The sequence below is a fragment of the Vibrio sp. Vb0888 genome (genome assembly GCF_033338835.1).
In the GTDB taxonomy this organism is placed as follows: Bacteria; Pseudomonadota; Gammaproteobacteria; order Enterobacterales; family Vibrionaceae; genus Vibrio; species Vibrio alginolyticus.
This window is the reverse complement of record NZ_JAWOTL010000010.1, coordinates 14,289-34,023: the sequence shown is the minus strand read 5'-3', so window position 1 is coordinate 34,023 and position 19,735 is coordinate 14,289. Positions and strand designations below refer to the sequence as shown.

At 38.2% G+C, this 19,735-nt stretch carries 15 protein-coding genes and 1 tRNA gene; 11 read left to right on the top strand and 5 right to left on the bottom strand.

The window, feature by feature from the left end; genetic code table 11:
- The first annotated feature begins 300 nt into the window (after window positions 1–300).
- From R7P72_RS14890 to abiEi, 10 genes are all read left to right on the top strand, one after another.
- Window positions 301–391 (top strand) — tRNA-Ser (locus R7P72_RS14890).
- Window positions 392–470: 79 nt separating this feature from the next.
- Window positions 471–1,790, top strand: a complete 1,320-nt coding sequence (locus tag R7P72_RS14885) for a tyrosine-type recombinase/integrase (protein ID WP_318110704.1) — start codon at window positions 471–473, stop codon at window positions 1,788–1,790.
- Complete coding sequence (locus tag R7P72_RS14880; protein WP_025500925.1) at window positions 1,783–2,166, top strand: hypothetical protein; 384 nt, start codon at window positions 1,783–1,785, stop codon at window positions 2,164–2,166. The genes R7P72_RS14885 and R7P72_RS14880 overlap by 8 nt, the downstream gene beginning before the upstream one ends.
- Window positions 2,167–2,180: 14 nt before the next feature.
- Window positions 2,181–2,378 carry a hypothetical protein gene (locus R7P72_RS14875; RefSeq protein ID WP_269665036.1) on the top strand — a complete coding sequence of 66 codons (198 nt, stop codon included), beginning with the start codon at window positions 2,181–2,183 and terminating at the stop codon, window positions 2,376–2,378.
- Window positions 2,379–2,696: 318 nt separating this feature from the next.
- Complete coding sequence (locus R7P72_RS14870; RefSeq protein ID WP_069489847.1) at window positions 2,697–3,917, top strand: hypothetical protein; 1,221 nt, start codon at window positions 2,697–2,699, stop codon at window positions 3,915–3,917.
- Entirely contained in the window at window positions 3,914–6,079 is a 2,166-nt protein-coding gene (locus tag R7P72_RS14865) for a hypothetical protein (protein ID WP_285437710.1), read from the top strand. The genes R7P72_RS14870 and R7P72_RS14865 overlap by 4 nt, the downstream gene beginning before the upstream one ends.
- A 597-nt stretch (window positions 6,080–6,676) precedes the next feature.
- Window positions 6,677–7,789: a site-specific integrase gene (locus tag R7P72_RS14860; protein ID WP_318110696.1), complete on the top strand. Its 1,113-nt coding sequence runs from the start codon at window positions 6,677–6,679 to the stop codon at window positions 7,787–7,789.
- 166 nt (window positions 7,790–7,955) lie between these two features.
- On the top strand, window positions 7,956–9,470 hold the full coding sequence (locus tag R7P72_RS14855; protein WP_285437711.1) for a hypothetical protein: 1,515 nt from the start codon (window positions 7,956–7,958) through the stop codon (window positions 9,468–9,470).
- An 89-nt stretch (window positions 9,471–9,559) separates the two neighbouring features.
- The gene (locus R7P72_RS14850) at window positions 9,560–10,567 is read left to right on the top strand and encodes a DNA-binding protein (protein ID WP_269665039.1); all 1,008 of its coding nucleotides are present in this window, start codon (window positions 9,560–9,562) and stop codon (window positions 10,565–10,567) included.
- Between the two features lie 46 nt (window positions 10,568–10,613).
- Entirely contained in the window at window positions 10,614–11,135 is a 522-nt protein-coding gene (gene abiEi, locus R7P72_RS14845; protein ID WP_269665054.1) for a type IV toxin-antitoxin system AbiEi family antitoxin, read from the top strand.
- 16 nt (window positions 11,136–11,151) lie between these two features.
- On the opposite strand, the gene R7P72_RS14840 is transcribed toward abiEi, so the two are convergent.
- From R7P72_RS14840 to R7P72_RS14825, 4 genes are all read right to left on the bottom strand, one after another.
- The gene (locus R7P72_RS14840) at window positions 11,152–12,762 is read right to left on the bottom strand and encodes a hypothetical protein (RefSeq protein ID WP_269665040.1); all 1,611 of its coding nucleotides are present in this window, start codon (window positions 12,760–12,762) and stop codon (window positions 11,152–11,154) included.
- Complete coding sequence (locus R7P72_RS14835) at window positions 12,752–13,789, bottom strand: hypothetical protein (RefSeq protein ID WP_269665041.1); 1,038 nt, start codon at window positions 13,787–13,789, stop codon at window positions 12,752–12,754. The genes R7P72_RS14840 and R7P72_RS14835 overlap by 11 nt, the downstream gene beginning before the upstream one ends.
- Before the next feature lie 226 nt (window positions 13,790–14,015).
- Window positions 14,016–14,270 carry a helix-turn-helix domain-containing protein gene (locus R7P72_RS14830; protein ID WP_011106029.1) on the bottom strand — a complete coding sequence of 85 codons (255 nt, stop codon included), beginning with the start codon at window positions 14,268–14,270 and terminating at the stop codon, window positions 14,016–14,018.
- Between the two features lie 483 nt (window positions 14,271–14,753).
- Complete coding sequence (locus R7P72_RS14825; RefSeq protein ID WP_025768974.1) at window positions 14,754–16,304, bottom strand: PAS domain-containing methyl-accepting chemotaxis protein; 1,551 nt, start codon at window positions 16,302–16,304, stop codon at window positions 14,754–14,756.
- Window positions 16,305–16,590: 286 nt separating this feature from the next.
- Here R7P72_RS14825 and modF point away from each other — a divergent pair, with 286 nt between their 5' ends.
- Complete coding sequence (gene modF / locus R7P72_RS14820) at window positions 16,591–18,045, top strand: molybdate ABC transporter ATP-binding protein ModF (protein ID WP_213906899.1); 1,455 nt, start codon at window positions 16,591–16,593, stop codon at window positions 18,043–18,045.
- Here the strand turns inward: modF and R7P72_RS14815 are convergent.
- Window positions 18,033–19,505 carry an EAL domain-containing protein gene (locus R7P72_RS14815; protein ID WP_318110689.1) on the bottom strand — a complete coding sequence of 491 codons (1,473 nt, stop codon included), beginning with the start codon at window positions 19,503–19,505 and terminating at the stop codon, window positions 18,033–18,035. The two genes, modF and R7P72_RS14815, sit on opposite strands and share 13 nt — an antisense overlap.
- Between the last annotated feature and the right edge of the window lie 230 nt (window positions 19,506–19,735).

The following is a 19,735-nucleotide window of genomic DNA, read 5'->3' as shown; positions in this document are numbered from 1 at the left end:
GGCTATACCAGTTAATTTTGAATTAGTTCACAAAGTCTTGCAAATACTTTCGGGCGAACACATGTACCCTAAAAGCATGTTATGTCTTATATATCAGCAAGATAACAATAAAACACCATTTTATTGACGTGCGCCAATATAAAGTAAAAACTCTATAAATTGGTACTTTTTGTCCCTTTTTCACTCCGTTTTCAAACTGTCCAACATCACATCAGTGATCATAAAACAAGCAAACAGTACTTCTATTATAATTCAGCACTTTACAAGTCGGACTATGCTCCTTATTATACCGCCCACAACGGAGAGATGGCTGAGTGGTTGAAAGCACCGGTCTTGAAAACCGGCATACGTTAATAGCGTATCTAGGGTTCAAATCCCTATCTCTCCGCCACATTCAAGCCCTTGATTTATCAAGGGCTTTTCTCGTTTTAAGACGATCAAATGTCACCTAATACAAGTAGGTGATACATATGTATTTGATTAAATTGAGCAATAACGTGTTTTATACACGTATTTCCACTCCCGCTATTCTGCAAACTTCTCTGGGTTATCCGAGAGAGATTCGTCTCTCTCTGTTCACTAAATATCGTCGATTAGCTACCAAACGAAATGCTCAGCTTGCTAGCGCGATTCACACGCTACATGAACAAGCTTTAGCAGAAAACATCCCTTATACAGATTTTAAGATTAGCTTATCTACAAAGGTGGCGGAGATTCGCCAACAGTTCTGCTCTAATCTTCCGCATGTAGACAACCCACAGCCAAAATGTACGTCAATGAGTATAGAGACCCGAGCAATGCCTGCTCCTGCTCCTGCTCCTGAAGAAAGCGTAAACAGTCGTTTGATTGGAGCACAAGAACTTACCACAGAGTTAAATAACTTTATTCGTAGTAAACGTCTGGAACAAGTAACACCTTTGACTCTAACTCAATTAAATCAACGGTGTACTAACTTCTTGAACTATCTAGCCAAACAGGAGATCTGCTTATCTGCGAAAGCTGCCAACACTTACAGAGATCGCTTAATTGAAAAAGGATTAAGTGCAAAGACAGTAAAAGAATACATTGCAGCCAATAAGCAGTTCTTTGATTACTGTGAACGAATTGAACTCATTGAGAAAAATGTCTTCAAAGCGATAAAAGCACCAAAAAGCCGTGGAACAAAAGCATCCCAGCAACGCGATCGCTGGCAGTTGAAAGATCTTAAAAGGCTATTTTCTAGCTCCGAATTTCGTAAAAAAGATGTCCAGTTTCAGTGGACAACTAAAGTACAAGTCTATCAAGGATGTAGGCCTTCTGAAGTTTGCCAGTTAACGACTAATGACATTCAAGTAATTGACGGTGTCTCATGCATCACGATTTCCGATTCTGACACTGAACAGCGGCTAAAAACATCCAATGCTGTCCGCACTATCCCTTTGCATAATCAATTGATAAAAGAGGGTTTTCTTGATTATGTGCAAGAGCGCCGAGAACAAAAACAGAAACAGCTTTTTGATTATAAGCCGCACGGAGAAAACAAAGATTGGTCATTTAGATACCGTACCAACCTTGGGAAACTGCAAACCGCAATGGGGATGAAGCCCAATGCTCGACCAACGGCTTACTCATTCCGACACACTTTTATCGATGAGTTAAAGATTGCTAATACACCTGAGCACATAGTGGCTGAGATTGTAGGTCATGCTCATCCCAATATCACCTTCGGACGATACGGAAAACAAGCGAAAATTCAGCAATTGAATGAAGCAGTTAATAAATTTCCATCAGTAGAGGTGAAGTATGCGTAAACTAGCAAACTTTGAGCTTAAAGCGATTCTAGAATCCATTGAACATGCTGATTTTACAAATAACTATGACTTCTTCAATCTGTTAACTTGTGGGATATCAATTGAACAGATTAGAGCAGTATATAGACTCAGATCAGCTTTGCTGCGGGACTCTTCTAAAACGATCTTCGATTATCCGTTGTTTATTGATCAAATTTACTCAAGTGTTGAGTCCTTCTACTCAGTGAAGGAAGCTCTGGGATACGAGGTTGATACCCAAGAAATAGAGCGGGAAGATAAGCTTATATTTCTTATGCAGTTTCTAGCTGAAAACAAAATGCAACTCAGTATAGACCGCCGTAATACACCGTACTCCATTGCAATAAATCTAGGCTAGGAAGGAGCTTTAGTATGGAAGACATTCATGAACAATTAGGCGTCAGCAAAGCATATCTCAATGATACATTTGCCATGATACGTATTGCGAAAGACGGCGAGGTATGGATTCAGTATTCCGATAAACTCGATATACCTGCTGGCATAAAGGCTGTACGAATTGCAGCGGAAGTTCTAAAAATCATAGCTACTGAGTCAACTAACTATAACTAACAAAGTTTCTAAACCTAGATAAAAGCGGCTGTAACGAGCCGCTTTTAAAGAGATTTTGGGTAAAGGCAAAAGAGTCTAACGCCCGATACCGCAGCCCTCCAGCACTTTTCTTTGGAACTGTAAAGCTGAAACTAACTTCAATATGAATCTGATATGCAGAGGTAGTTTATGTTGTTCCAACATGTCTATTTTAAGAAATGCTATATCCAAAAAACAACTAAATACTATATAATATGCGTTTCAATGCATGGTTAGCATGATGAGTTGTTAATGCTGATTTTCAATTAGTCAGACTCATGAAGATAAAGGAAATTAAGTATGATCACACTGCCTGCTTCACTTAATATAGAAAAAATAGAGGATGTCATATCCAAAATATGTGAAGGACAAAGTAATCCCGAGTTAGAACTACCGATCTCTTCAAAGGGTTTCGCATTTGGAGGATACGCTGCGGCAATTCAGGCAGTAAATACGTGGGCTAGCAATAATGAGAAACGAGAACTGATTGTTAAACCTAGTTCTTTGGAAGTCGAAGAACAGCTGGAACATATAGTTAAATATCCACATAAGTTTACTGCTGCAATGATGGCAAAAAAAGTCTCTTTAAATTTCGATCAAAAAATGGACGTGAGGAAAAAAGTTAACAGTTTAGCTAAAGCAGCAATAGAACAACAATCAACTCACTCTTACGGTCAAAACCATGGACGACTTTGTTGGTATTCTTTTGTTGATCATAGTAGTAAAGGATTTGATAGAAATTTTTATCTATCTTCCACAACACAGCATGCTGCACCGCAAAGCCTAGAGCAGATTACAAATATAATTAGCTCTATGGTAAGGAAATCGTCCATTGTCGCGGGAGGTAGCGAACTACTTGGAAAAGAGGATGCTAACGAGCTAGGACGTTTATTTTATGAATTATTCGTCAATACGCATGAACATGGTAGCCGAGGTAAAAATAGAAATATATGGTTAAAACCCGCAACTAGAGTTATTTATACATATGGTATTAACTTATCTGACGATGCGGTAGCAAACTCAATTAGTAATAACGAAGTATTGCAAGATTACTTATCAGCGTTAGGAAAAACTTCTAGATCAACAAATCGATTTATTGAGATTAGCATCATAGATGCTGGTTTAGGATATAGCGGTCGTTGGCTTGCTGATAACCCTAAAGATGGTTCTTTTGAGCAACTTACTATTTCAAATGAGTACGAAATATTAAAAAAATGCTTCAAATTTAGAAGTACTTCTTCCAACAATCTAGTTAAAGGTAATGGATTACCAGCAGTAATGGCAAATCTTACCCTCTTAAATGGTTTTATGAGAGTGAGGAGTAATAGGTTATCCTTATATCGCGACTTTGTTAATCAACCATTTATTGAGCAAGAAAATGACAGTTACGAGTTTATGGATTGGGATTCAAGACAAAAATGCAATAACAATATAACTCAGAAAGCAAACGCTGCAGGCGTATCAATCACTATCTTAATACCACTTGTTGACAAAACGGAATTGGAAGGTAATTCACTATGAGTCGTTATTTTTCGTTTAGGTTCAATAAGAACGCTAATTCATCAAAGCAAACATTGGTATTATTTTGTCACTTTGATATTGATGCATCATCAATGATTAAAGAGATAAAAGAAGATGTAATGTTGAACTTAGTACCCAGTGATGTTGTAGTTCTTGGCTATGATTTGACAGAAGAGTTCAAAACTAAAATCATTGAAAACGCATTGTTTGTATCTGAATTTGAATCATTTATTGGTAATATAAGTGAAAAGTTAGATTTCCTATCAATTAGTGAAGATGGCCGTATTCATGAAATAGGTAAGAGTGAAGAGGTTCAGTTTAAAAAAGAGATGTTAACGACGGGTGCCAATCACATATTCAAGAGTAGAAAAGGTCTTATAACCTCTTCTCCTAGTTATCACTTTGAAAAGCCATCAGGAGATCATTGTGACAAGTTTATTCGTGCATCAAACTTATTTACATCTGGTGTGGAAGTCGCTTTTTTAGCAATTAGCTTACTTCCTTACTTATCCAAAAACATTTCAAGAATATATGTTGACACTTCATCAATTTCTTTCTTAGTTAGTATTGCTATACAGTTATCAAAGCAGTTTAAAAATAAACAACCAATAATAGAAAGCTTTGAATCATATTCGGTATTTGAGCAACCATACGGCTTTGTAACAAGTCCTGATAGTTTGGTTATTATATCTGCAACTACAAGTGGTGGTTTAACCAACACTTTGCTTAAAGATACAGCTTTTTCACAAGAAAATATCTTGACTTTATTTTATTCAAATATTCCTAGTGAACAAAAAGGGCTTTTTAATATCTCGAATGTTGTTGATCAAGGTATAATCTCGGTCCCACAAGAACATTGTAAGTTCTGTCAACAAGGGTCAAAAGTTATTAGGATTGAAGGCGAACAGTTCCTCCCAGAGACTCCTAAGCATGAACTGTTAGTTATAAAAAAAGTAGATTTTGATTTAAAGCGTCAAAATTTCTTTAGGGAATTTGCAGTTAAAGGTTTACTAAAATTTGACACTTCTCCTAATGAATATTGGGAAAAGGAACATTTTTATATTGATATAAATAAATTGCTTATTTCCAGTGCGGAAAGTTTCAAAAAATCAATAAAAAAGAAACTTAATAAACACTTTTCTAGAGATGTTAAAACGGTTATTTCATTAGATGATGATGGTTCTCTGGCATTGGCCAAAGAGATTGAAAATCAAATTAATGATAATAGTATTGACTGGGTTAAGTTTTCTGAAATAAATGAGGAGGAGCTAAAAGATCGTAGTTCAATATTTGTAGTTGCTGGTGCAATTACATCAGGAAGGAAATTATTAGCTACGGCAAGAAAGCTTCGTGGAATTTCAAATCTCGCTACAATCACTTACTTTGTAGGGTTCTCAAAATTGCCTAGCCAAGCGGCATTCGAGCAGCTTGAAAAAGATCTATGCTTGGGAGGATTTGAACTAGTCGTACTACGAAGTTGCAGCCTGCCTAGATTCAACGAAAGCCACAAATCCGTTTGGGACATAGAAAAAGAATACCTTTCCGCCTTTAGTGATACTGATGATCCGTTATCAGATGTAGACCATCATGATCCCTTACCTAACTTATTGGCAGAAAGAACGAACATATTAGACGCTGTTTCTCCAAATGATTTATTTTTAACATCAGCTAACGGTGAGTCATTAAAATTGAGGGAAACCTTTGCCTTTTGGGCTGGATTAGGACTTGATACACAAGAATCTAGCCAAGCTGATGTATATTGGACTATCCAAGCTATCTTACATGACCTGAGGAGTAAAAGTGACAATGGATTGGCTACGACATATCATTCAACATTGATTAGTCCAGTCTGTTTTGATCGCTTTAACGACGGTGTAATTCAAGCTTGTTTGCTGCGAGCAGCTAGACCTATTGAGCTTAACTATGGCGTCGATGAGATTTACAGTCGGCAAATGACAGATATAATAGTCTCTGTCCTACAAAATTGGGATAACCCACAAGGAGAAGCCTCTTTAGAGTTTCTATTTGCGCTATGGTGCGGTCAGCTAAAATTGCTCAATACCCATCTTAAGGAAATCGTAAATTTGGAACTTGAAGGGGTATCTAATGACATCAAGTTTCTTTTGAAGCGATTGGATGATCAAATAAACCTAATAGATTAAACGGCATAGATATCCTTTCCAAGTCTAGACAACTCATACAACAGTCTAGACTTGGACATCGTTACTTTAAGTATCATATGTCAAGTCGTTAACTATGGTTTCAACAATCCTTTCAGATATTCAGTTCGTGAAACACGAACCGTACTTTGTGAACCATATCTGAAACTCATTTGGGGCAATGGAAAGCTAGTCCATACGCCATGATATCTAAACTTTGGCTCCCTCTTCGGGAAGTGACGAAAGTTCACCAAGCATGTCTTTCAGTCCATTAAGCCAAACCCAATCGTCTTAGCATTTCAGAGATTGCTACTTTCCGCAATCTTCCCCAATCAACAAATCTACTGGTTGTTTTTTGACCGATCAGAACATTTTTTTCAAAAAATTTTCTAGGTCAAAAATCTCGATAAACTCAATGCGTATAGGTTTGATAAATAATCTCAAATTCGACATCGATTCTTTCTACTTATAGACAAATGATGTCAAAAGTAAATATTTTATTGTTAATTTTCAACGTCTTACATGATTGACGAATGTAATTTTTAGCCGTAACTTCCGTTTTGACGAATGACTTGCATTCGATAAAAAACGGAAAATATTATGAAAACTATTACAACTACAAAGTCACCAACTGTAAAAGACTACATCGACGCATATCTCATAGAGAGAAAATATTGTGCTGCTCCCTCGACATTAGCCTCCGACCTCAGCAGAGCAAAGAATATAAACGAGGCATTAGGAGAATTCCCCATCAATGCAGTTAGCCACACTCAGATTAATATGCTTCTGGTAAGTTGGCACGAGCGCTTTCGAAACAAAACCATCAACGAACATCTGACAATCTTACGTCGCATTTCTTTGAAAGCGGTACGTGATGGCGTAATTGCACGAAATCCGATGACAGGCGTACAGAACTTTAAAACAGTGGATCCTGAGCCAAACCCTTTCACAAAAAAGGAATTAGCACGGATGCATGAGTGCAAGAATGTCTGCACCCAGGGAGAGAATGCCGTAATGCTGAATCTGTTGACAGGTCTTCGTATCAGTGAACTGATAGCGTTGTCTTGGCAAGATATAAACTGGGAACGCGAAGTGCTCTATGTACGTAGAGCTTGCGTATTGAACATTTATAAATGTCCAAAAACTAAAGGTTCTGTACGTGAAGTTGATTTAAATCCACTTGCTTTAAAACTATTGAAAGAGCAGCTGAAACTGACAGGAAAGCGCCGCCCACAAACAATCAACATTCTAGAATGCGACAATAAAACATTCACAAAAGACTCTGTCAGTTTCATTTTCTTAAATACGAAAACGAATCAACCTTTTACTGATGCTAAAGAATTCACTGAGCGATTCTTCATCAAATTTCTAGAACAAGCGGGTGTGGCTCACAGAGGTGTTGGTCAGCTACGTCACACATTTGCTTCCCAGTGCTTAACCGCGGGGATCAGCAAAGACTGGCTCGCGGTTCAAATGGGACATAAAAGCACAACAATGATCGACAAACACTATGGTCGATGGATTCGTGAAGACTCACCCAACTACGCAAGAGAGGCTGCGCAACACCTTCAGGATATATTCGGCCTATCGCAAATAAAGCCAACAGTGACTTTACCTGCTGTTCCTCACTCTTCGTTAGTGTTGTTGAAAAAACTTCAGTCCAAACCACAGCTCATTCAACTTCTTGAAGGCATGCTGGAGAGCGACAAATGAGCACGGTGACCATTGAGACCAAACATAAAGTCGTACATTTTGAAAATGTGACGACATGGCAACCCGCTACGCTTCCGTCACACTTTTGCTCCGCAAAAGATGCACGGAAGCTGCGGGCAAGAGAAGGCTCTCTTGACTCTCTAACTCGACCTCAGGGAAGTCGAGAATGAGAACAATCAGACTGTTCCACCGACGAATGAATTACTCTTCAACTACAGAAAGTCGTGTGAAATGCGAACACTCTCTTGCGCATTCACTGCGGATTGCTCCTCCAACTAATGCCAAAATATCCAAGAAACTTGAGTGGAGCGAGGAGCTAAGTCAACACAATTTCATGTGGATAAACAACCATATTTCTCCAATAGAATCTTGGACTGAAGCTGAGCGGCTTGAACTCTTGTATAAGATTGTTCCACAGCCACGTATTCACAACCAATCAAAGCTTCAAACACAGCAGCGCCAGTATCGCCGAAAAATGAAAAACGCAATAGATAGTGAAATCAAAAGTGGTAACACGGATGCTGCTAAGTTTTTGCAGAGTATTTTAGAAACTGATGGTCATGTTTCGTACTCCTCTATTCAGAAGTTTTCTCTTTTGACAATGCAGCGCAAGAAACAGCGTCTCAAGATGCTAGAGACTTATCTGAACGCTCACAATCAACTACAACACAGAGCGCCGACCAATAACATATTCATCCAAGAAGGGATTTTTAAGATCCCTCACCGATGGGAGGTTGGTAGTGATCTGGTGAATGCTTCGGATTATATCGAGTTCACTCGACTATTCCTTGTTCATTATTTCCCAGACTATGAAATTAAAACAATTATTTGCCATGACGATGAAAGGGATAAAAACCAAAACACAGGGTGCCACACGCATTATTTTTTATCTGCGTTGAATCAGAAAACCAACAAATTTGATCTTCACAAACGTCAAATACAAGTTGTGAGCGAATACATAGAAAAAGTTACAGGGGTAAAGGATTTCTTTCCGAATGATTCAAAGTTGACACGTGAGGAGACACAAGACTTTGGGCATTACTTTCAACGAATGGTTCAGGATTTTGCGAATAAGCATTTGTGTCGTTCAAAGGGGTTGTTAGTTGAGTTTTCTACTGAAACAGAAAGGAGAACAAAGCAGCGTAAAGAAATGGATCAGCAAGCAAAACTTCCGAAAAGCCAGAGGAAAAACAACTTAAATAACTACTTGCTCAAAAGACAAGCAATACAACGCAAGGAACTCGCGAGTGATATTGAAGCTGGAAGAAGTGAACTAGACGATATTAAAACGCAAGTTGCTATTTCTACAGGCGAAAACGAAATGATCAATGAACTAAAAAGGCAAAATAGCCGAGATATTTCTGCTGAGAAAAAAGAAATCGTTCAATTGCGTGCTGAAAAGCACGCTTTAGAAAAGTTAGTTCAAAGCTTAAAAGATGACATCATCCGTCCTTTAAGCAAGTTCTGTCAGTCAGTTTTCTTGGGTTTGAAAGCTAAAGAATCAGGTCAAGCACGGATGGTTGAATCATTCTTAGATAACGCAATGAGAGATATGTTGAACCTGCCACCAAGCATGCAGGTTAAAGCAAAGGTACTGTTGGAATCAGTAGAGCTGCGCAAAAGTACTTTTGAGCGCAATAAGACCGACGAAAAGTCAGAAAACGATACGTTTGAAAGGTAAGTTAGTTAAGTTCTTAACTTACTAACTTACTAACTTACTAACTTACTAACTTACTAACTTTCATAAAAACAATAATAATGGTGAACAGCATGGCAAGACCGAAAACTTACACTGATGAAGACCTCATCCAAACCGCTAATGAGCTGATTAGCCTAGGCAAGAAGCCCAGCGGGTGGCGAATTAGAGAGTATTTAAAACGAGGAAAAACCTCCTCAATTCAGGCTGATTTGGAAAAGCTCATTGCTGACGGTAGGATTCCAGAAGCACAAAATGATACACCATCAGCGACAACTCAAGTAAGAACCTCATATGAGCTACCAGCGGAAATTCAGGAGCTTCTCGAAAGAAAGGAATACGATATCTCTACATCACTTCGAGATATTGTTATCGCTATGAATGACAGTATTCATACCCATTTTGAGTCAATTACTTACACACGTATTAGAGAAGCAGAGGCAATCAGCCAACACGCGATCAAACAAAAAGAGCAGTCTGAAGGTGAAGCTTCGGATATGGAACAGACTCTTCAACGGGCTACAGATGCAAATGATCAACTAGAGGAGAAAATTGAAGCTCTGCAATCTGAGCTAGTCGAATTACAAAACGAGAAATCTGAGTTATTAAAAAATATCAGTCAACTTACGAGTTCACTCAATCAAGCAAATGACAGGTTAGAAAACCAGCAAGATACCATTTGGGGACTCCAAGCCAGTCTATCAAAAGTCGAGAAAGCGCATTCAGCACTAACAGTACAACGAGAATACGCACTTAACGATGTGGAAAGGCTTGAGTCTCAGCTGACTGAACTCTCAGAACGCTATGAGAGCACTTGTATCAAACTAACTGAAAGTTCGTCTAAACTACAGTCAATGACAGGGGCACTGGACAATTCTGAACATAAGTTAAGCACTGTCCAGGATGAATATACCGATCTTTCAGTAAATTATCGAATCTTAGAGAGTAAGTTACATGAGTCTCAATCTAATATCTCAGAACTTAAGCATGTAAATCATGAACTTGAAAAGCAGCTTACGTACTTTTTAGAAGAAACTGACTCCATTTGTGATGCTGTCAATGACTCATCAAGTGGACACTAAAGTATGCTATGGTTACTACTATCGTCTACTTATCAAACTAAACAATATGGATATTCAAACGGCGTTAGAACGTCTGCATAAATTTGATAGGCAACGCATTTACGTATATACCAAGCGCAACTTGCGAAGACTATTTTTTGATGACAGTGAAGAAGCTTTTAAGCAAAGTTTACCGCGTTTAATCAAGTTCGGGGTACTAGAACGAGCTTGTCGAGGCGTTTACGTGTTTGCTTTTAGTCGCCACAAAGGTGGCTATACCATTGAATATGTGGCTAAAAGTCTACGTCGTGGTGAATACAATTACATCTCGCTTGAATCCGCTCTTTCAGAATATGGTGTAATTTCTCAAATTCCTATTGATCGTCTGACAGTAATGACGACAGGTCGAAAAGGTGTATTCAAGACTCCATACGGGGTGATCGAATTTACACACACTGATCGCTGCGATATCGATATTCTGAACAATACAATTCTGTATGACAGACCACTAAGAATCGCCACGGAGTCTGCGGCGATTCGAGATTTGAAACGGGTTGGTAGGAATACTCATATGATAGAAACGTACTAATTTCTTCCTATAGAACTCAGTTAATCTGTATCAAACCGCCAAACTGATTAATAATTTTTGAAAAACTATCATTATGTAATGAAGAAAGTAGCTTTCCATCCTCATGATTACTGTAATCAATAGAAGTAATACCGTGATAATTATATTTATCTTGCTGATACTCTTGCTTTTTTAGAGTAGATGTTAAAATAACTTGTTTACCTAATGAAGTATATATATCAAGCATTTTCTCTTCTTTGTATGTAGAAAGCTCACCATCTCGAAACGAATCAACAACTATTGGGAAACGGTGGCCTAGCTCTTCGTTAATCGCCAAGGTTCTACAGAAATAATATTCTTGATTATCACTTCCAGAATAGACAGTATTTCTCTTTGAAAATAAATCTTCGAAATTTAACCTTCCACTTGGGTCCACTTTTTTACAATACTTATTCATTAATAAAACCAAGTGATTAATAAAATCCTTACACTCAGTTTGAGTATCTTTAAATCCCTTTTTGATAGCATTAGCTGAGCTTTCTAATTCTTTTATTTCTTTAAGTAGATCACTTGCTTGCTTGTCATATTCTTCTTCAGAACGTATGTCATCGGAAAATAATGCAATTTGAAATAAATCAACAGGAGTTTCTTTCTGGATAGTTTTCAATTTATCTTGAAGAACATTTATTTCGTGAGTTAAAGATGCACTACTCTCAATTCGAACTTCAATACTTTCGTCAATAGATTTTAGTATCTCATTTCTAACCTCAATATTGCTTACATCAAACTCTATTTCTTTGTTTTTAAAAACAATTCGATTCGACTTACAATCAGAACAAATAACCTCACCAAGTTCTAAACTTCTATTGAGTGAGTTTAACTCATTCTTTAACAACTGTAGCTTTTCAATTCTAATAGTTTCTCGGTTCCTTTTTTTCTGTCGTTCATTTATGTCTTTGGTTATTTCTTTAACTCGATTCCTTATTCTTTCTGCTCTCTCTGCATCTTGTGTTTTAGATGTTATTACAGATAGTGCTGGGTTTTTAGATACCAACATCATTTTTTTCAATATGGATTGCCGAGAAGCTTTTAAATTCTTTATCTTTTCTCTTCTTTCTACTTCATCGCCACTATCAAATATCGGTCTATCAATACCTTTCAACTGACAGAGCATAGATTTGAAGTCATCTTTTTTAAAGTAATTACTTGAAATTAAACTAGAAGGGTTTCTTTTATCCTGACCTATAAAAAACATCTCGTAAAAGGTAGACAAATCAACGGTAACATCAATACCATTTTTGTGAACTTTAGGAAACGATCCAATTATCTTTGATAAAAATGTCCTTAAATCACTTTCCGAGTCAAATATTTTAATATTACTATTGAATTTCACTATAAAAGAGGAACCTTTTCTAATGAAATGATAATCAACAAAATCAATTTCTAGCTTAGTATAAAAGTAATATGACTTATAATCAAAACCTTCTGGCCAAATAGGGCTATTCCCAATAGCGTAGAACATTCCTTGTAATACCAGAGTTTTCCCTCGATTATTGTCATCACTAAATATTACATTTACATTATTATTGAATCTTTTCTCGCAATATGATTCGTTGCCATTTCCAATCGCAAACTCTTTAAATATCATTTTTTATACCCTGAACGATCAATGAAATTAGAAACAAGATTGATAATTTATCTAAGTGTGGGGGAATTTTCTTTACTTCTTCTTCAATATAATAATATAAATGATAAACATCTAATGTTTCAAATTTCTTTATGCCCTTTATTATTTTTTCCACTAGATTCCAAAAAGATTTTGACGTGCCTTTATCAAAAAAAGTTCGGCTTAATCTAGAGTTGCAATCAATAATTACGTCATTCATATCATCAAAGCTGGTGCTTAACCCTTCTTTATGTATCACTTCAAAAAATCTTGTTGGTAAGCTATCTTCTTTAAAAATATTTGAAACCCCAATCAACCTGCTTATTATCAATGAGTGAAGTTTATCTTTTGTTAAATATCGATTCAGATTAAGAACTTCACTTGGAGATGATATCGATATATTTTCAATTTCACTATTTTTAAGCGATGATTGAACATCTCTTATTTCGTTAAAAATATTCTCATATGTTGTATCACTGATAATTTTTTTAGCTCTAAACTTCGTTACTTTTTTTATATAGTCTGAGCAGCTTTTTTTGTCACCAAAAAAGGTGATAGATCTTAAAAAAGAATCAAGCATGCTTTCATCAATGCAGCCATGGTTTTTTACAATAACTTCCCGTAGCTTCTTTTCTATTCTAGTTTTTGTTTTAGGAACTATATTGTCATACCCAAAGCAATCAGCTTTGCTATCTATAAGGTACGAAGCATCTAGTGGTTTACTGAACAATACATAGTCATTAAATGTAAAATCTGAAATATGGTTGTCGTAGAGCGTATATAGGCTTGAACCGATAAGTGATGGGGTAAATTTAGTATAGTTTTTACTTTGAACATCGAGCATTAAATCAAATGACTCATTCACTCCCGTTACATCATTGAAGCAATCAATAACAACTATATCAACTTTTTCACTATCTTTTCTCATACCAAATAGATAAAGCAAAGACTTAGTTTCATAGTCTGCTGATTTTTTGTTGTTTAGTTCAGTATTTTTGAATATGTACACGATCTTGGTGCCTTCCAATACAGACAACTATTCTGTCACTTTCTTATGCAACCAAATGTATCATTCATCTCATAAGGAGGGGAAGTATTGAAAGCTCTAAACGTGACGTAATTTAATAATATCAACTAAATACAACGACATTAGGTTCGCATAGAAGCAAAACTAGTTTTCCTCATACCTTTTGGGCCTTCTTGGATGAGGCAGTGTGACTAATACATAATAAGTTCTACCAATCATCAGGATCACGAAGCTTTGCTTGTTCACGGCTTACAGCTTTGTCTTGAATATGTAGCTCAAGATCTAGTGATGACAGCAGGCGCATCAGACTTTCGATACTGGACGAGGCAGGATCACGTTCAAGTTTCGATACCGTGGTCTGTTTTAGACCCACAATATCGCCGACTTTGGTTTGGTTGCGCCTTTGATTCCTGCGTACATCACGCAAGTATATCCCCAGTTGCTTAGGACTTGTTATGAGCATATCTGCCTCCAATCTAAATTAACCCCTGTAGGGGATATTAGCACTTTAACCCCTGTGAGGGTTAAAGTTAATTTTACCCCCGCACAGGGGTAATCAGTAATAGCTAGATTAAGAGGTTTAGTTGACAGGGTAAGGATGTTAGAAAATATTTTGGCTTATATGCTTGATGCTCTTGCTAAGTTCGATTGTTTTCGTATACTGGTTGTGATTAACATTCGTCAACGTGACATTTGATTGATGAACGTAGAAAGCTAGAAAATTCAAGAGCTTGATATATATAGGTTTTCAAAGAGATGGGGTTCAAATCCCTATCTCTCCGCCACTTATTTAGAGAGCTCGCATTTATTGCGAGCTCTCGTCGTTTTAGCTCTTACAAAAACGAGATTTAGAAATCCTCGCTCGTAAGCGAATCCAGCACTTCACTATATTCCAGTTAAAAGCCCGCTAATGTTTAGCGGGCTTTTAACTTCGATTTTCTAAAGTTTAAGCAAACTTCTTAATCATTTCAGACAGGTCATTGGTGCAATTTTGCACTTTGGTGTTCATATGATTCGTTTCAGTCATCAGTTCATACGATTCACTGTACTTTAAATTAAGCGACTGGATGTTTTCATTTATTTCATCCGTTACATAAACCTGCTCTTCTATCGCGACCGCAATTTGTTGGTTTCGTTCGACGACGTCCTGAACAAGGGACTCCAGTTGTTGAATGCTATCCAAAGCAGTACCTAGCAATGTTACCGTTCCGGTCGACATTTCATTACCTTTCTCTAACGCAGAAACCGCTGATTTGCTCCCATTTTGAATCCCTTCAATGGCCGATTTAATCTCTGTTGTCGATTCCTGAGTTCTTTTAGCTAAGGTTCTCACTTCATCTGCTACAACGGCAAACCCTCTGCCTTGTTCGCCTGCCCTCGCGGCTTCAATTGCAGCGTTCAACGCTAATAAATTAGTTTGTTCGGCAATACCATTGATGACTTCAACAACGGTTCCAATTTGCTCGGTTTGTTGGTTCAAACGTATGACCACTTTAGATATTTCGCCGAGCTCACCCACCAGCTCTAGTACCGATTGGTTAACATTATCGATAACGCTACGGCTGTCTATCATCGTATTTTGCGCTTCTAACGTAGCCTCGGCGGTCGCTTGAGCATTATTTGATATCTCAGATGAAGAGGCTTGCATCTCGTTGACCGCTGTTGCGACCGAGTCAATCTCCACTTTCTGTGCGCTTAAGTTCTCCGTCACTTGCTGGCTATTTGTCGCAGCACTGTTAGCACTTGCGCGCGTTTTTTCGCAAGAGTCTTTTACAGACACGCCAACGCGCCCCAATAGCGCATTGGCAAATTGCTTACGCATCTTCATACCCAGCTCAATCTCAGCCAGATCGTTGATTCTTCCGCAGTAAATATATTCCATGAGTGGATTATTGAAGTCTTGCCTAGCCTGTTTAGCGAGCTTCTCAACTGGTCTGGTTAATACATAAATAGAGAAAACGGAAAGTAACGCAACAACGCCAAACGCTATCACTGGTGATTGATTCATTTGTAGAATGAGTAAGCCAAGAAGGTTTGAAATTAAAAGGAAGAAGGCCGATCTCATCCACAAACGTGTACGAGGAAGATACATTTTCCACGGCTTACGATTATTTCGAAGCTTCGAATACGCTTTTTCCGCTCGCTGGATGTGTATACGCTCAGGTTTAAATCTCACTGATTGGTATTCCACAACTTCACCATTAGATTTTATAGGAGAAGCAAACGCGTCAACCCAATAATAGCCGCCGTTTTTACGTCGATTTTTGACCATTCCCATCCAGTGTTTGCCAGTTTTCAGGTGAGTCCATAAATCTTTAAAAGCCTGTTTTGGCATATCAGGATGACGCACAACATTGTGGGGTTTACCAATAAGCTCCCCTTCATCAAACCCCGCTACTTCATTAAAGTTTTCACTGGCATATTTGATGTAACTGGAGGTATCGGTAATGGAAACTAGGCTGTAACTCGAGGGGTAATCGTATTCCGTTTCACTCATAAACATGTGTCCTTACATTGAATTAATTAACAAACGGCAAATATGAACTTATCGGCATAACATTCACATGCATAATGATAGATTGATTCAAAAATAAAACAAAATTATTGACAAGCTTACTTGTTACTTAATGACTCTAGTCGCATTTTTATCCTCTAATACAAGGCTTCGTTAATATGTACAAGACTGAGCACTGTTCAAAATTAATACACAAAAGCGCTTCCGTACTGAGTTCGTAAATTGTTATAAGTAATCCACTAAAGCGAAAACAAGGAAGACAAACACAATGACTATTCACTTTCGTCAGCTTGCAGCTAAGAGAAACACGACACACTTGTTTATTGACGATTGGAAAATTAACACTCAGCAGTCTTGGGGGATATTCAGCGCGGATGGAGATATTGGCTCTCTGCTTGGAGACCTTATTTGTGATGAAATATCACCAAATAGTGGGGAAATTAAGCTAAATGGGCTGTCCGTTGCGCAAGTGTCGTTATCAGAGCAACAGCGATTACTGGAAAGAGAATTAGAAAAAGATGATACGGATTTTCTTGATCGTATCGACCAAGGAAGCACTGTTTATTCATTAATCCTAGAACAGAGCCAAGACACTAACTTAACTGAACAGCTAGTTAATGATCTCGACCTAAGTCATCTTAGAGATAGTGGCTTCCGTGTTCTCTCTACCGGAGAAACCAGAAGAGTAATGCTCGCCCGAGCTTTAGCCACACAACCTGACTTAGTATTACTCGATAATCCATTTACTGGCTTAGATATTGCGCACCGAGCTGCTCTCGCTCGCTATTTACACTCGCTTTCTCAAAATGTGCAACTACTCATAACCTTCTCTCGCGAATCTGACATGCCTGAGTGGATCAATAGCATCGCGCTTTTCAGTGCAGGAAAGCTTGATAGTACAATGGATAAGTCCAGTTGGGATAATCATCCAATCATTGGACAAATAAAATCTCAGTCAGAGCAACAGAGTGAAGAAATGATAAGCTTGATACGTCAGCATCAGCACTCGACGCCATTCAACAACCCAATATTTGAACTAAAGAATGGGGCTGTCGAATACACCGATAAGAAGATTTTTACTGACTTGAACTGGCGCATAGACAAGGGCCAACATTGGCAGGTCAAAGGCCCAAATGGTTGTGGAAAGAGTACCTTACTTGGATTGATCTTTGGCGATCATCCGCAATGCTACAGCAATGACATTGATATTTTTGGTAAAAAGCGTGGTACTGGCGAGACAATCTGGGAAATTAAGCAGCATATCGGCATGGTGTCTTCAGCGCTACACCTCCAATATCGAGTCAATTGCAGCGCATTAGAAGTCATTTTGTCAGGATTTTACGATTCGATTGGGTTGTATAACCAGCCAACTCGCAAAGAGATGAATATTGCAAACGAGTGGCTCGATATCTTACATATGAGCCAGTACAAAAAAACCTCATTCAAGCAATTAGAGTACGGTCAGCAGCGACTATTACTGATTGCAAGAGCCATCGTGAAACAACCCACATTATTGATTTTGGACGAGCCGTATCAAGGGTTAGATTTTTTGGGTAGACGGTTAGTTAAGAACACACTTGAACTCATCGCTAGAGAGAATTTAAGCCAACTATTGTATGTGTCTCACTACCAAGAAGACCGCTTAGATAGCATCAAAAATGAGTTAGAGTTTGTGTTTGATGAAAATGCTCAGTGTTATAGAGCTAACGTCTACCAATCATAATGACTTCGCTGCGCAAGCTGCTCATAAGGTAATGGTTTGGAGTACAGGTATCCCTGATGATATCTCACTCCCATCTGCTTTAAGTGTTCAGCTTGCGCTATGGTTTCCACTCCTTCAGCGATCAATTGTACTTGTAATTCTTCCGCGAAGTGAACCATCGCTTTTAAGACAGAAGCACTAAGGCTAGGAATACCAATGGTTTCGACAAAGCACTTATCGATTTTTAAGTAATCTATGCGCATGTGCTGTAGAAATGCTAACGAGGTTTGGCCAGTTCCAAAATCATCGATCAGCACATCAATACCATGCACTCGCAGCGCTGCAATGCATTTTCTCGCCTCTGAATCAATGAGCTGACGCTCTGTTATCTCAACCCCTAATGAGACTTTGTTTCGGCTCAACTGTCTGTCGAGCAATTGAATTTTTCTGATCGCGTTTGGTCCGACTAAATAACCAGGCGGCACGTTAATACCAAGGTGGACAGGCTGATCAAAGCCTAATTTACTGAAGTCCTCTGCCGCTTTATCCAGAACGAAATCAGTAAGTAAAAAAACCAATCCACTTTGCTCTGCCGCAGGGACAAACTCATCCGGAGAAATGAACCCCTTACTTTGATGCTCCCATCGCACTAGCGCTTCAAACCCGAATAACTGGCCGGTATCAACGTTAACTTGCGGTTGGTAATACAGGGTCAACTCTCCTCTTTTTATCGCTCTTTTAAGATCCAGTATCAAATTGCGATGGGGATCAATAAACTTATTCAACGCATACAAGCAAAGGTAGATAACGAAAATAATTGGAATTGAGTACAAAAAATAGGAAAGTGTTCTCTGTTTGACGAAAAGATCGCTGGCTTCGCTCAAAGCTTCATACTCAAACATTTGCGACGATTTGATACCGATAGGATTACTTCCCGCTCTTAATGCTCCTTCAGGTGAAACTTGATCATGGATAAACAGCGCAGAGCGTTTTAGGCGTAAATCGTTGTTAAACCCTATTGCTGCATTAAAGTAGTCATGATCGATAATCGTTACGGCTTGATAACCCCGCTCTCCCTCCGTTACCACTAGCAAGAACTGATCGTACAAGCTATCAACACTACCAAGCGCTAGCGTTTGTCCCTTGGGAAAGGCGATGTGCTCAGCTAACGGTTTAGAGATACTTCCCAATTTCGAAGAACAAGTAATGACTCCCTCTTTCACAATGAGCATTTCTTCAATATCTCGTTCAAACATTAAGCTTTGCTGGAGCTCTTCACATCGTTCAGGGTGTAGCAGCGCCGTGCGGTTTTCTGTCTCTATTTGGAATAAAATTTCATCTGCAATTTGCACATTTTTTTCTAATAAATGATTGAGATTGTTTTGCACGCTTTCACGAGCTAAATACAAAACTTCTCCAATAACCAAGGGAATAGGCAGAAGGAAAATGATGGCTTTTTTAAAAATCGCCTTATTCAGCATATAAAAGTAACCTTTTATAAAACCGATTTACTGAGATGGTACCTCGATTCCGATACCCGCTAGCAACTCACGTTTTTTAACATTATTTGTTTGGATTAACTCAGTATGCGAAACGCTGAGTAATACCGCAAACTAAACAATGTCTTATTCACTCCTGTTCCAATTTAGTATCAAGCGCCTCAAACCTGAGACTTTAATTCGACACCATGTTATGTCTATCGGTACTTGCG